This window comes from Salipiger bermudensis (assembly GCF_017309175.1).
Taxonomy (GTDB): Bacteria; Pseudomonadota; Alphaproteobacteria; order Rhodobacterales; family Rhodobacteraceae; genus Salipiger; species Salipiger bermudensis.
Window position 1 is genome coordinate 290,681 of record NZ_JAEKJV010000005.1, and the last position, 14,011, is coordinate 304,691.

Here is a 14,011-nt window from a genome sequence, read left to right on the forward strand (position 1 = left end):
TGCTCCGATATTGGATCTGCGGTGTCACCGGGGCCTCGGGATTTCGCCCGCCGTCTCCGGCTTGGGCAGGAATTGGATATTCAAAAATTTGCACCGCAGCGGCGGGGCCAATAAAATTTCGCGCAAACACCTTAGTACATGCTTTCGCGAAAAACATTTTGAACTCCGCCGTTCTCGAAAACTTTCATATGAAAGTTTTCGACTCTTTGCCCTTCTTCAGCGCGGTGCGTCGGAGCCTGTATCTGGACCTCGCGAACGACCCTTCGTGCGCGGATCGAGGGCCATAAGCCGCGCGGTGAGGCGACGCCGGATTTCAGCAATCCGCGCGCGCTGCTGCACGGGAAGGGACTGCGCGATCTCGACGATCAACTCATCAGCTTTCTTGATTTCAGCGATATCTGCATCGACCAGTTTCCGCGCCTTGCGCAGTGCATAGGCCTCGGCACCCGCCCTGATCCGCTTTGCGGCCGCACGGAATGCCTTGCGCGCAGCAACAAACCCGAAGGAGGTCTTGCCGTCAGGCGGGATGGAGCTCGGATTGTCGCTACTACTGTCGCGATCGATGGGCCGACCGCTCTCGTCGATCTCACCCGCCGAAACGGCGTCGGCATATGCCAGAACGGCCTCTGCGTCTTCCTCTCGCGCGGCCACATCGCGTTCGCGCACCTCGAGGCTTGCGGCCTTCTCGGCGAGGCGCCGTTCCTCACGCGCTCTCCATTCGGCGGGACGCACATGGCGTCGCTTCGCGGGTGGCGTCCGACCGTCGTTCAGCGCGTCGCGGATCGCCTGTTTGCGACGTTCGCCCCGGACCAGACCAATCTCGCTGAACCAAGCGCCGACGCTATCCTGCGCTGCTTCGTAATCCTTGATGAGAGGGTGCACTGATGGCTGAAGCACGGCGCACTTCTTCCCGTATTTCTGCACCGTTGCGCGTGGCATGATGACGGCATGGATGTGAAAGGCCTGTTCGTCCAGGTCGGCACGGGCATGGATCACATCATCGCCGAAGTTCTCGCGAAGCCAGGCGACGGCGAGGTCTTCGAACCGCCGCTCCCGCGCCGTACTGAACAGCTCGTCGCTGCTCTCCGTGTGTTCGAACCATTCCTTGTTGGCCGTGAGGATGACTTCTCGCATCGGGCCATGGCGCGAGGCGCGCCACGGATCGCGCGGACCCTCCATCCGCCGCTGGCGGATCTCCTTTCTGCGTTTGCGCCGATCGAGGTCGACGAGTTCGGCGGCGAAAGTCTCGAACTTCATCAGCTCGATTTCCGCCAGCGCCTCTTGGGCCCAAGTCTCGCTGCCGATGAGGCGTCGCGGTTTCGGCCGGTCCGGAAGAATGTGCCCGAGATCGCCGCCCTTGCGATAGCGATGCGCTTCGTAGCCGGCAATGTCGCCCGGCATCATGCCCTCGAACCGCAGAACGACCGGGTGGTTTTTCTCTGCCATAGCTGACCTCCAGAGGTTGAGGTCAGAAAATGGGTCGATCTGTTTCTGATCCGCAGGAAATGGCCATCGCGCGCGCAAGGGACTGTGCTGGACCATTACTCACTAAACAGCCCGCACTCCGGCACCTTCGGTGCCTGCGTTCGGCCTGCCGTTCGCCGGGGGCTTCGCCCCCGGACCCCGGCGGCGCTGACGCGCCGCGCGGGAGGCGCTCCACCCTCCCGCACCCGCCAGGGGCCTTCAGCCGGACCGGAGGGTCATCGTTCCGCACTCCCCCTCCGGCCACCCCCTGCTCGCAGGGGCGTCGTTCGCCACTCCCCCTGCACCCCCTGGCAGCCTTCGGCTCGACGAGGGGGCACACCATCCCCCTCGGCCCCCTGGGCAGGGAACACTCGCCGTCTTTCCCTGCACCCTGTCCGGCGCCTCCGGCGGGTCAGCGCAATTGACGAGAGGCCCCGCCGATGGACCTGCCCCCACACCCCCTTTTGACGCATTCGCCGCTCAAGCCTCTGGACACCGCTTGCGCTCTCGACCCCCGACGGTCGGGGCGTAGGAGGAATGTTGGCAGGGTTGTTGTTGCTTGGGGCTGCGCGGTCCGGGTGACGCGGAGCCCCAAGCAACAACAACCCTTCATGGGCGAAGGGCTGGGTGTCTCACACAAACCCATCAGGAGACACATCATGTTTCACCCCGCCCGAGCCTTCGAAGGCCTTCCCGTGTGGCAAGCCGAACTCCAGCGCGGCGATGTCGTTCTGTTCCGCTTTCCCGTTGCGGAGGGCAGCCAAGCCCCGCTTTCGCCGAAGCGACGCCCTTGCCTCGTTCTCGAGGTGCACGACCGCCTCGGTCGTCGCGCCGCGACCCTCGCCTACGGTACGACGTCCAGCGGCAAAGCGAACAGCGGTTACAACATCGTCGTTTCCAGCCAGGACTCCATGGTGCACGCTGGCCTGAAGCAACCGACCCGTTTCGTTGGCGTTCGCCGGATCACCGTAAGCCTGGACCACAGCGGATTTGAGTGCGCTGACACCACCGCTACTCCGGTCATCGGGCGCCTTGATCAGGTGTTGGCCGAACGGATGAATGCCGTGCGCGCTCGCATCCAGGCCGAGGCCGACATCGCGCGCGAGATCCGTCGTGAAAAACGTGAGGAACAGCGCCGCTGGCAGCAGGAAGGCCGCGGTTTCCTTGGGCGGAACCGCAGCCTCCTTGCGGTCGGCAACGATATGAAAGGTTCTGCCGATGACTGACCTCCTCCCCATCACCTACGACAACATCGACGCGCTGGCAGCCTCGGCCTTCGCGAAGTCGCGCCTCGTCGCGACCGCGCTCGGCGAAGACGTCCTGCACAACCTCGAGCCCCTCGCCCGCGGTGAAGCGGAACATCTTCTAGATCGCATCGCCCGGCGACGCATCTTCGATGAGGAGACCCTGGCCGAGATCGACGGACTCAGCGACCGCATCGTCGGCCTGATCCAGGCCGGTACGACCGAGGTCGTTCATTACGCAAACGACGAGTGCAACGTCTCACCTGCGCACTGGACGAGCCAGCGACGCACCCGCGCCGCGGACGAACTCGGCCGCGCGCTGATGGTCCTCTTCGACCTGCAGGAGACGCTGCTCGCCGTGCATGACCTGATGCACGCTGAGCGGGCTATCGAGGTATTGCGCGCGGCATCATAAACGAGACACGCGGGCCAGGAACGCCCGCGTCAGGACGCGCCAGCGACTTCTGCTGCTACCCGGCTGGCGCGTCCGCAAAAGCAGAAAGCGAGAACAGGTTCAGCGACAATGCTGATGAGCGCCCAACGTAGGAGCTTCAAACTGTTGTTTTTCGAACTCTACCGTGCAGGCCTTGATACGCTTCCCATAACTTGCCTCTGGAAGAATTTGCAACCTTTGCTTAAGCCATGGGCGAAATTGGATAATTCACAGACGACGAGGATGAGGTGGGCAAATTCGAAGACATCTTGGGAAGGGCGGAGAAGCCAGCTCTGCTAATTGGAAACGGAATAAATCGGTTCGGCGGCGCTCGTGATACGAGCTGGGGCGACTTGCTAGACACTTTGGCGAAGAGGTTCGACCTTAAGTTAAGCAAGGAGGAAATGAAGGAGATGTCCAATACCGAGTTCTTCGATCTTCTTGATCTAGCGAGAGGAAATGAAAATAGCATCAGGCTTCAGAAGATGTTCTGTGATCTGATGGAGGGGTGGCGACCTTCTGAATATCACTCTAGGATTGCGAATTGGGCAAGGCGAAACTCCACCCCATTAGTTACTGTAAATTTTGACGAAAATTTTTCGAAATCTATTGGTGGTAAAAAATTCAAATTCGGAAAAAATGCTATGACCGACTTCTATCCGTGGAATATGTATTATTCGGACAGGAGGATTGATAGTGTTTGTCAGGGTTTTGGAATTTGGCACGCACACGGAATGAAGATCTACCCTCGTAGTATTAGGCTTGGTTTGACTGACTACATGGGGTCGGTACAAAGGGCGAGATCGTGGGTGTATTCCGGTGAAGGGTCGCTAAGGTACTTGGCGAAGTCTGGAAATAGGGAGTGGCGAGGTCAAGACACTTGGCTCGATATTATTTTCTTTAAGCCGCTTCTAGTGGTTGGATTCAGTTTTGGAAAAGATGAAAGCTTCCTGCGGTGGTTGCTTCTCGAGCGCGCAAGGATATTCAAGATAAATCCATCGTGGAAGAACATGGCTTGGTATGTCGATGTTGTTGGTGATGGAGACCCTCACAGAAAGCCATTTTTTGAAGGCTTAGGGATGAAATACGTTACGTTGCGGGAGCATAGAGAGATATATGACAGCCCGGTTTGGGATGCCTGAGTTTCTGAAAGGTGTCGATGGAATATGTGGTATTTCTGGGAGTGCTGACGCTTTTTTTGTGGCGCGAAGAATTCTCATTCGTTGAGAGGTTCTGAGGCGATGCTTTATTCCATCGCCCACGTCTCAAATGTGATGGAATGCGGTGGGGTCGTGTCGCGATGTGGCGTTGCCGCCACAGAAAGGAGCGGTTTTAGCTAGAAGTCGATATCGGCATTCGCCACACACGTCTCACAGCTTATTGGTGTGTTAATCGCAACGGCTTGCTAAAGGGTTCCATAGTATTCATGTTGACTTTCAATCTGCTTACGCCACGCGACACGAGTGATAGCAAGTATCCGACGAAGCTTAAGGTCTTCAAGAATAAGACACTTATGAGCCTGGCGAACGATTTCCAGGATGGAAAATGGCGCAGTAGCGTTTTTCACAGTTTTCTTTGGGACCATGTAGCGGCTACAGCGCTGAGCGCGCAGAGCCGTGCTTCACTGACTGGGCGAAGTGGTTCCGAGCTGGTGGAGGCAGCTAAGAACCTTCGCCTCACAGAAAGCGACAAGGTCGGAAGTGGGAGCGAAATTGCAGAGATATTTCTCTACGGCCTAATGACGGAGTTGTTCGACGCTCTTCCTGTGGTTCCTAAGATTTTCTACAAGCAGAACGTGAATGACAATGCAAAAGGCGCGGACAGTGTGCATGTTGTGATAACGCCTGAGCTGGAATATTCACTATGGTTTGGCGAGGCGAAGCTTTTCAACTCATCAAAGCCAGAGCGACTTGGCGAAATTGTTAAATCTGTTATAAATTCTTTGTCTACAGAAAAGATCAGAAAGGAGAACTCTATTATCACCGGTCTCAAGGAAATTGAAGAGCTGGGGATTGATAAGAGTTTGGTGGATAAGATTAGGCAGGACCTAAGTTCCGCCACATCAGTTGACAGAATAAAGTCTAAGATAAATATTCCTATACTCTTGATTCATGAGTGCGAGGATACCGCGGATTGCACGGCTTGGAGTGAAGAGTATGCCGGGAAGGTAATCGGGAGAAGTGCGGAGATTGCCGAAGCTTATTTCTTGAAGCAGGCTGCTTCGAGCGGTGGCGTTCATATGTATTCGAATATTAACTTCTTCCTCATCCTATTTCCCGTGCCAAGTAAGAAGAAGATCGTTGATAGGTTCACGCGCGTAGCCATGGCAAAGCGTGAGGAGGCGGAGGATTAAGTTGGATACGTTTTCGCAGTTTTCGAAGATATCGGCATTGATCGATTCGGGCAACCAGCCTGGAGCGCGTGAGCTTCTAGTTAGATTACTTGATGAGGAACCGGAGGATATTTCTCTTTACACAGAACTGCTCAATGAGCTCCTTATTTCATGCGGACTCACGGCATACACGAGGCAATCCGGCGCTACGTGGTGGCAACGGTTTAACCGCTCGGCGTTCACGTTCGATGTTGGCGCAGGAACTGAAAAAGTTTTGCATCGCCCCCAAGCTGAAGTCCTTCTGAAGCTATTGAAGGAAAAGAGCTTGGCGCTTAGCGCGCCAACCAGTTTTGGAAAAAGCTTCATAATCGATTCATTTATCTCGATTAGGAAGCCGAAGTCGGTTCTGATCTTGGTGCCAACCATATCGTTGATGGACGAATTTCGAAGGCGACTCACGCAAAAATTTTCTGACGTATATGACGTTATTACGACGGTACGTGAGGCAAAGAAGGATCGGTTTATCTACATCCTGCCCCAAGAAAGGGCCGTGAAGCTAATAGATACGCTTGATGAGGTCGATCTTCTTGTAGTGGATGAGTTCTACAAAATTTCATCTCACTTCGACCAGGATAGGTCTCCGTCACTTGTAAGGGCGATATTGAACTTCAAAGGGCGGGCGAAGCAGTCGTATTTTCTAACTCCAAATATCAGTTCCATTGTGGATAGTCCGCTTTTGGATGGGGTGGAGTTTGTTGATAAATTGAACTTCAATACAGTATTCCTTAATGTCCATGACCTCTCGAAGGAATTAAGGAAAGATCCCGCGCTGAAGGCCAGTTGGCTTGTCCAGATGCTGAGCGAAGCAGATGGAAAAACGTTAGTGTATGCGGGAACCTTTACTGCAATCGATAACATTTCGAAGAAAATAATCCAGAGCATGCCACTGTCGAGGGGTCTTCTGTTAAAGGATTTTGCAGATTGGCTCGAAGAGAATTATTCTCCAGCATGGCTGCTTCCCTCCTTGGTTCGTCGCGGATGCGGTGTGCATAACGGCAAAATGCACAGGTCTTTAGCAGCCCTTCAGGTTCAACTGTTTGAGGAAGAGGGTGGCGACGGACTCTCGGTGATTGTGTCAACCTCTTCGATCATTGAGGGGGTTAATACGTCTGCAAAAAATATTGTCGTTTGGCAGGCGAAGAACGGAAACAGAAACCTCAAATCTTTGTCGTTCAAGAACCTGATCGGCCGGGGCGGCAGGATGTTTAAGCACTTTGTTGGCCACATATATCTCCTCGAAAAGGCGCCGAAAGATACGCCAACGCAGCTCGAAATCGATATGTCTCCCGATGTCATGGGCCGTGCGGAGCTTGACTCGAATAGAGAAGCAAATTCGGAAAGCAGCCCACTGATCGCCAGCTATATTTCACCTCTTATCAGGGCCGTGGGGTCGAGCGACGTGGCTCATGCGATAGTTCGGGATGATCGAGTGAACTCCGACGACATGCAAGTTCTTTCGAAGATTGTGGCCGCTCTGCGGCGCCCAAGCTTTGTCGATAAAATAGGTAACCTCAACAGTTCAAACGCGGCTCATTGGAAAACTGCGTTGTACGAGATATTAAATATTTCTTCGAGATCATACGGCGCCAGAAAGGGTTTGGTTGTCCCCGCTATACAGGTCATGTCCCGTAACTGGTCGCACGGATCAAGAAGGGTCTGTGAGGATTTCCTCGCCTTGGAGCATAGCGAGGGTGATCTTGAAATGATGTTCAAGATCGAAAAGGAGGTTAGTTTCAATCTCGCGGCACTGATTTCAGATATAGGGGTAGTTGCGAAACATATCGGTGTTCATGTGAACACAGAGCGGTTCGCCACGCAGCTCTCTCACTGCTTCCTCCCGAGCGCAGTGCATCAAATTGAAGAGTTTGGTCTTCCGCGGGTGACCACGCGCCTCTTGCTTAAGAGTAAAGTGATCAGTCAAAGTGATGTTGAAGGCGATGTCCAAGATTTAATTGATGCTCTCAAAGAAATTCCGAAGAGTTCTTTTCGAAATGTCTCGGGTATTCGCGACATTGAGATCTACATGATCGAGAGCTTTCTGTCTGGTGTGTCTCATGCAGAAGAGTATTCGAGATCTACGGAATGAGTGCGTGAAGTGAATGGCGTGCGAAGGTTACTTTTGTGCCGCAAAAGCTCTTCGCTCGTCATTGCGTGCGCTGAACTCCATGAACTTGCAAACAAGGGCTGCCGAGTGGCTGCGCGGTGCTCGGGTGGACCAGTTCCTGCAGCGCGTGTCGCGGCGCACGCACCAAGCCAACATGTTGGTACGCGCCCACTCACGAGCTCTGGTGGAAGGTGTCAGCGTCGGTCGCTCTTTGGGTTCCCGACAACTCTGCGTTTTGGCTAAGGCACTCCGCGAAAGCTGCGGCGCCACGCTCATCGGATTTAGGATGTGTAGCAAAATGTGTAGCAATCCTGCTCTCCAAATTTTGGAGTTCTTTGCTATCTCACTGAAACTAAATCGCTAATCTTCCCTTATCTAGGAAGATATGGCGGAGACGAAGGGATTCGAACCCTCGAGACGGTTTCCCGCCTACTCCCTTAGCAGGGGAGCGCCTTCGACCACTCGGCCACGTCTCCGCCGACGCGTATAGCCAAGGAAACATGGGGGCTACAAGGCGAAACTGTCCTTTGCCGCAAAAAACTCCCCACCGTCAAAAACCTGCTCAAAGTGCATGGAGAGGCAGGGAACGGCACCGGGTTTGGGCAAGATCTGGTCAATTTCCCTTACAGCAAAAGCGCCCTCGGACGCGTCAAGCACTTTGTGAGACCGCGCAGGCCGAACGCGCCCTTGAATCTGCCAAGGTCGTTTCCGGCCGGGCCTGCACGATCCGATCTCCTTCCCACAAGGAGGCTCGGACATGAAGACCGACAGCAAAGACCCAGGTTCGGCGAGTGCCGAAGAGCTTGCCAAGTATTGGAGACTGCCGTCGGCCAGGGCAGCTCGCGAGCTCGCGCGGAAGGTTGGCATTCGTCATGTCGGCGGCCGCTATCCGTGGCATGCCATTTGGCAGGCCGAAGGCCTTGCGCCACCGCCGCGTTCGCGTTGGGACGAACTGAAGCTGCCTCACTGCACGGCGGACGACGTCGCAGGCATCTTGGGGGAGTCGCCGCGCTCCGCCAGGCGACGCCGCTTGGCGAAGCCAGATGCGAGCTTTCCCGACCCTATCCCGCTACGGAAAAAGCCGATGCTCTGGCGAAGGGCACAGCTGCGCGCCTGGCAGGCAGGATTGCCTGTGCCTCACTACAAGCGCGCCTCGACGACAGCAATGATCTCGCCTGAAGCCTCGAGGCCCCGGCAGCGCAAGCCCGCGCACAACTCATTCGATCCGTGGGCTGCAGCACGATCTGCGGCCACCGGGAACGATTAAATGACACCCCCGACGAAGAACGGAAAAGATGACAACCACCCGGCAAGATTGTTCCGACTTTTCTTGCAGGCTGCCTGTCAATTTCCGCTTCGTCACAACGAAGAACGGCCAATCTGAACGATGAACGGCCAAATCAAGGAAATGACACCCATGACTTTCAATCCCTTTGAAGATAGTTTCCAAGGCCTTGGCGACAAAGCGACATCCGGGGCCAAGACCCTTCAGGATGTACTCGAGTGGCTCGAGCGCGACGAATGCCCCCTCGGGGTTGCCGCTCGGCGAACCTATACGCAAGCCGTCCGAAAAGCGGCAAGGTTGATTGGTCGGGCGCCCGACCGGATTCCAGCTTGCACAAAGCAGTTTCAAAGCAAGTTTCCAAACAGGGCCTACGCTCGTTCCTGGGGCAAGACCTTCTGCGCTGCCAAGCGCTGGAAGCGCAACGTCTCGGCGGCGATCAATGGCGCGACCGGCATAATCGCGGCTCAGAAGGAACGCAGGTCGCGGCGTGACGAATGGGCCTCGCTTCTGGCTGTGCTGGGGGAAATCGCGGAAAAGGGCTCTCCCTCTCCGTTCGAGCTTCATCCCAAGCAGCTCATCTGCATCCAAAGCTGCGCGGACACCGCCAGAAAACTGGAGATCCGGGTGAGCGACATCGATCCGGACGTCGCTCTTTGCCTTTACCGAGCGGCCCCCACGAAAGCCGCAAAGGACGCCGTGGTAGAGGCGCTCGATCTCGTCGATCAGTCACGCGTCATCACGGATCGGCGGATACAGCGTGTCCTGCCAGCGCAGCCCATCGGCTTCGTTCGACCAGAACGGGCCGAGAAAGTCGCCATTCCGGGGTCGTTGGTTCAGGAGTTGGAGACTTGGGTTCACCTCGCAACACGGGGCCGCTGGTCCATAACAGACAATGCCTTTGTGGCTGGCGTCTCTCCCACTCCCTACTTCAATGCCGCCAAGAAGATCCTCACGACTGCAGAACGCGCCGGCGCACTAAAGCTTGCTGAACTGAGCACCATCGCGTCGGCCTTCGATGAGCTGGTTTTGGTTGCCGTCGTTCAAATGCTCCGCGACCTGCACAAAAATGATGAAGCCGGCGCCATCACGCCTCGCACCGCTCGGGGTTATTTCGAATGTCTCGTTCCACTTTTGGAGCGCAACGGAGAAGATACGTCTTCGGTCAGAATGATCCTCGACACGGATCGATGGCTGAAGACGGGCCGCCGCAGTCGGACCGAAATGGCTCCACATGTCCGCTCCTTCTGTCGGAGTGTCGTGACCGACATGAACGCGCGAATTCGGTTCCTGTCTCTTCACATCCAGCTCAGGAAAAAGGCGATCCTCCACCTGAAAGCTGCCCAGATGACGACGGGCCGGGAAGCCGAGCGGCACCTCGAGAAGGCGCGTCGCTTCGGGACATGTGCGGGCTTCGCTGCCCTGGAAACCGATGCAATCCCGGCGCGCGTTTCGAGCGTCTTGAAGACAACCTTCCGCGGCAGCGGGGCCTGGCTCTGCCTGGGACATCGCAAGGCGGACGACGGGCGGCTCATGATCCCTGCTGCATACGTGAAGAACCGCAAGCCGCTTTTTGCGACGATGTCGGCGACAAGCCGGTTGCGCGGCCTGGAAACGCTCCGCTGGTATGAAGAGTTCATGCGGCCGCTCTTTAGCGACCATCAGGATAACGATCATTTCTTTCCGGCAGTTCAGAAACCGGGTCAGCCCTTATCATATGCAACGTTCAAGTCGTGGTGGTCCGACTGCGCAGCCGAATGCGGGTTTCCCGGCCTGAATCCGCATATGTTCCGTCACGGACAAGCCTCGATCCTCGTGGCTGAAAACCCTGGAAACTGGTCTCTCGTCGCTGCACGTCTCGGTGACACGGAAGCGGTCTGCCGCGACAATTACGCCTGGATCGATCACGAAAAACTGGTGCTTGCCGGCCAGCGGGAGCTGACGAAGGAGTTTCCCAGTGCAGCATGACCCGATCTCGTCGTGCGATCTCCTCAGGATCGAACCGGAGGACCGACCGCGTGGCAAGCACACCCTTCGGATCCAGCGCTTTCAGCGCTGGTTGAAGGACCGCGACGTCCCGCAAGTTGATCGCTTTGTCTTTCTGGATTTCGCCGCGGATGTTGCGACCCGCGGCGTCCTGGCCGACCTTCAAAAATCTCTTCACCGCGTGTTGCCAGATTGGGAATTCTTGCGACGGGAATTACACGCGGCCGTGGTCGACCACAGGCGACGCGTCGATGGCGTCCGAATGAGGACCGAAATCCTGCGCGCCGAGTGGTGGCTGCCGTTCCTGCCACAGAGCAGGATGGACAGGCTCCACATCCACGAGGTCAGCCGCCTTGATGAGTGGCTTCGGTATCTCAATGAACGCGGTATCCGTTCTCCAAGATCACGTGACTACGTCGAATTTGCCGCAAAGTGGGATTCGGAAGCCCCACTGACCGCGCTCAAGACGACGTTCGAAAAGCTCGAAATCCCGAAGATCCCGTGGGTGGCGGAAGAACTCGACCTGGCGATTTCGGCCCTACGGGCAAAACGGTTCGGATCCGGAAGTAAGTCCCGTTCCTCTTGGCGGCTCACGAAATCGGTGAGAAGGGACGCCTTGCCGACCGAGTGGCAGAATATTCTCGCTGATGTGGAAGCCAGCGGCGGGGAAGGCACTGCACTCTCGCCGGGCTTTGTTCCAACCGTCGAGGTCGCACTGCGGACGCTGTGTTTCTGTTGTCAGGACCGCGAGCTCTCGTGCGAGATCAACAGAGGAACGGCTTCAGCACTTGTGAACGAGCTCAAGCGACGCAATGCGACAAACGCGACGATCGAGATCAATATTTCTGCCCTCAGACGGTTTGCAGCGGTGCTTGGCCTCGATCAAGGGGTCATGGCTGACCTGCGCAACATCGAGCGGGACTTTTTCTTCAAGAAGCAGGCAGATATCCCCCAAAAGTTTGCCAGGCTGGACGAGCTGGGCTCGGTAGACGGTGTGCTCGGGCGCGCCATTGACTTGCTCGCAGCCTCTCGAAACGAACGATCACTCGAACTCCGCGTGGCGAAGCTGAACGCGGCCGCCACGCTGGCGCTTTTCTCGCTGATCCCGCTACGTGTGAAAGATACTAATCTTCTTTGGGGAGTTCACGTAACCCATACCGGACAGCGGTATCGGCTCGACATAAGGACCAGTAAATGCGGCACGGAGTTCCACGGAGAGGTCTGCGACTTCGTCACGCCATTTCTTGACGCGCTGCTATTGCGTGGATGCGACGAGACATACCTCGGCATGAAGCGACAGGAAGCGCTCCGGTCGAAACAAGCTCTGTTTGCACATGCGAATGGCCGACACATGTCGAACCGACGAGTGGCGAACCTTTGGCAACGGCACATCGAGTGCGGCCCACACATCGCCAGAAGCGTTGTCCATACGGAACTCGGAAGGATGGGGAGAGAAGGCACGGAGCTGGCGCTTTCTCTATGTGCACAGTGGGACCCAAAGACCGCAACGTTCTATCAAGGGAAGGCCATGCATGACGCACTACTTCTCGAAGCGAACCGTCTCCTGCTGTCTGGTTTCTCGAATGATACCATTGAAAAGCACTTCCCTTCTATCGAGATCGATTTGGAAATGCCCTGCTAAGGGGCAAAGTCGCCTGATGTTGAACATCACTCCCGGGCGTTCCAGGACGTCGGCCGACAATTAGATAACAGCCCCCGGCAGTCGCTGTGCAAGCACAGGGAGCGCCCTCGTGGCCGAATTGGCGTGGGCAATTCCGAAATCCAGCACCCTTGAGCTTATACATTTGCACCGCCCGACGCGAACCTCAAGCCTGCGCGCCCGTGTCCGGTAGCGTCGAGTGCCGAAGTCATCATCCGCAGTCAGGCCCGTGGAGCGCACATTTGAGAGGGGGCGCGGCCTCGGCAAGGCGGCTGTCAGACGATGCGGCAACAAAATCGAGGCTATTCAAGACGCCGTGAGAAAGAAGCATATTTTTTCCTGATTACCCGAAAAAATACTTCGCATCCAGAGCATTCGGCCAATCTCGCTTGTGACAGACGAAGCCAGCGAGGTGTCCCACAGCAGTGACCATCCAATATTTGACAGCTCGCTGCTTTGGCGCCCGCCAGGCGCGGCGCGAAACACAGCAACGGACAGCGTAAAGGACCTCCCCTCCTTCCTGACCCGGGACGAAGCCCGGACAAGACAAACACAAGGAGGTCTTCATGTTTCATTCGAGATTAACCACCAGCAACGAAGCCCGCTCGATGTCGGCCGGTGAGCTGGCGCTGAGGGAGTTTTTCTCTCATCACGACGCGGCGCTCGGCAATGCAGCCGTCCTGCTCGCAGACCGGCGCGGCGCTTGCCTCCTCAACGCGATCCGCGACGGTCTGGAACAACCCGGGACAATCACGCACCGTCTCCGGCGCCTGCTTCTCCAGCTGCGCGCGATCCTCTTCCTCGACGAGGGCGATGAAGACGAGTGGGGGAGCGAAGGATGCTTCTACCTGCTCGAGCCGGAGGACCCGATCGTGTCCGAGCTCTGCCTGCTCGCTGACGGTCTCGATGATGTGCTGCACGGCGCGGGGATCACTCAATGCGAAGCCAGCCGGATCCTCTGATCTTCGCTCCCGGCCGTCACGCATCCAGCGCGGCGGCCGGCATGACGCAGCGGCTCAACAAGAAAAATCGGCCAGCCTACCACTTTTTCCTTCGTGCTCCCGGAGAACCGCCAATGTCCTCGTCACCAGCTCACGGTTACCGACCAAAAGGAGCCAAGCCGACCCACCTCCCTCCCGCGAAGCACGGACCATGACGCCGATGAATCAGGCACCACCAGCATCGCTTTTTCACGCATGAAAGGGAGAAAATCATGCTCCACTCGACCACACCCGACACTAACCAGGCCCGCTTCGACGCAGTGGCGGGGACAGAGAAACACCTGCGCCGCCACGGCGCGAGCCTCTGCGACCTTCTGGACGCACTCTGTCAATCGGCAGCCAATCGTGACCCCCTATCGGCATCCAAAAATGACCCCCTTGGAGCGCCCGGGTAGCTGGCCCGATGCGGTGTAGCCCTCACACAGCGCAGCCGTATCGGGCCAGC

The 14,011-nt window shown here is 56.8% G+C and carries 10 protein-coding genes and 1 tRNA gene; 9 read left to right on the forward strand and 2 right to left on the reverse strand.

Going from position 1 to position 14,011, the window contains the following annotated elements:
- Positions 1–216: 216 nt before the first annotated feature.
- Positions 217–1,446 carry a plasmid recombination protein gene (locus tag JF542_RS09340; protein ID WP_207075637.1) on the reverse strand — a complete coding sequence of 410 codons (1,230 nt, stop codon included), beginning with the start codon at positions 1,444–1,446 and terminating at the stop codon, positions 217–219.
- A gap of 677 nt (positions 1,447–2,123) precedes the next feature.
- On the opposite strand from JF542_RS09340, the gene JF542_RS09345 reads away from it, so the two are divergent.
- From JF542_RS09345 to JF542_RS09365, 5 genes are all read left to right on the forward strand, one after another.
- Positions 2,124–2,690 carry a type II toxin-antitoxin system PemK/MazF family toxin gene (locus JF542_RS09345; RefSeq protein ID WP_207075638.1) on the forward strand — a complete coding sequence of 189 codons (567 nt, stop codon included), beginning with the start codon at positions 2,124–2,126 and terminating at the stop codon, positions 2,688–2,690.
- The gene (locus JF542_RS09350) at positions 2,683–3,123 is read left to right on the forward strand and encodes a hypothetical protein (protein ID WP_207075639.1); all 441 of its coding nucleotides are present in this window, start codon (positions 2,683–2,685) and stop codon (positions 3,121–3,123) included. Before JF542_RS09345 ends, JF542_RS09350 begins: the two co-directional genes overlap by 8 nt.
- A 266-nt stretch (positions 3,124–3,389) precedes the next feature.
- A complete protein-coding gene (locus tag JF542_RS09355; RefSeq protein WP_207075640.1) occupies positions 3,390–4,283 on the forward strand; it encodes a hypothetical protein in 894 nt (297 codons plus the stop codon).
- A 371-nt stretch (positions 4,284–4,654) separates the two neighbouring features.
- The gene (locus JF542_RS09360; protein ID WP_207075641.1) at positions 4,655–5,494 is read left to right on the forward strand and encodes a HamA C-terminal domain-containing protein; all 840 of its coding nucleotides are present in this window, start codon (positions 4,655–4,657) and stop codon (positions 5,492–5,494) included.
- A 1-nt stretch (position 5,495) separates the two neighbouring features.
- Positions 5,496–7,619 carry a DEAD/DEAH box helicase gene (locus tag JF542_RS09365; protein ID WP_207075642.1) on the forward strand — a complete coding sequence of 708 codons (2,124 nt, stop codon included), beginning with the start codon at positions 5,496–5,498 and terminating at the stop codon, positions 7,617–7,619.
- Positions 7,620–8,023: 404 nt separating this feature from the next.
- On the opposite strand, the gene JF542_RS09370 is transcribed toward JF542_RS09365, so the two are convergent.
- Positions 8,024–8,113, reverse strand: a tRNA-Ser gene (locus tag JF542_RS09370).
- Between the two features lie 281 nt (positions 8,114–8,394).
- On the opposite strand from JF542_RS09370, the gene JF542_RS09375 reads away from it, so the two are divergent.
- The 4 genes from JF542_RS09375 (at position 8,395) to JF542_RS09390 (ending at position 13,527) form a co-directional block, all read left to right on the forward strand.
- Complete coding sequence (locus JF542_RS09375) at positions 8,395–8,904, forward strand: hypothetical protein (protein ID WP_207075643.1); 510 nt, start codon at positions 8,395–8,397, stop codon at positions 8,902–8,904.
- A gap of 150 nt (positions 8,905–9,054) precedes the next feature.
- Positions 9,055–10,887 carry a site-specific integrase gene (locus JF542_RS09380; RefSeq protein ID WP_207075644.1) on the forward strand — a complete coding sequence of 611 codons (1,833 nt, stop codon included), beginning with the start codon at positions 9,055–9,057 and terminating at the stop codon, positions 10,885–10,887.
- Positions 10,877–12,547, forward strand: coding sequence for a hypothetical protein (locus JF542_RS09385; RefSeq protein WP_207075645.1), 1,671 nt, complete (start codon positions 10,877–10,879; stop codon positions 12,545–12,547). The genes JF542_RS09380 and JF542_RS09385 overlap by 11 nt, the downstream gene beginning before the upstream one ends.
- A 584-nt stretch (positions 12,548–13,131) precedes the next feature.
- On the forward strand, positions 13,132–13,527 hold the full coding sequence (locus JF542_RS09390) for a hypothetical protein (protein WP_207075646.1): 396 nt from the start codon (positions 13,132–13,134) through the stop codon (positions 13,525–13,527).
- Positions 13,528–14,011: the final 484 nt, after the last annotated feature.

Bases quoted from the DNA above. Each gene is read 5' to 3' on its own strand.
- JF542_RS09390 (WP_207075646.1), top strand. From the start codon at position 13,132: ATGTTTCATTCGAGATTAACCACCAGCAACGAAGCCCGCTCGATGTCG.
- JF542_RS09380 (WP_207075644.1), top strand. From the start codon at position 9,055: ATGACTTTCAATCCCTTTGAAGATAGTTTCCAAGGCCTTGGCGACAAA.
- JF542_RS09360 (WP_207075641.1), top strand. From the start codon at position 4,655: ATGAGCCTGGCGAACGATTTCCAGGATGGAAAATGGCGCAGTAGCGTT.
- JF542_RS09340 (WP_207075637.1), bottom strand. From the start codon at position 1,446: ATGGCAGAGAAAAACCACCCGGTCGTTCTGCGGTTCGAGGGCATGATG.
- JF542_RS09350 (WP_207075639.1), top strand. From the start codon at position 2,683: ATGACTGACCTCCTCCCCATCACCTACGACAACATCGACGCGCTGGCA.
- JF542_RS09375 (WP_207075643.1), top strand. From the start codon at position 8,395: ATGAAGACCGACAGCAAAGACCCAGGTTCGGCGAGTGCCGAAGAGCTT.
- JF542_RS09345 (WP_207075638.1), top strand. From the start codon at position 2,124: ATGTTTCACCCCGCCCGAGCCTTCGAAGGCCTTCCCGTGTGGCAAGCC.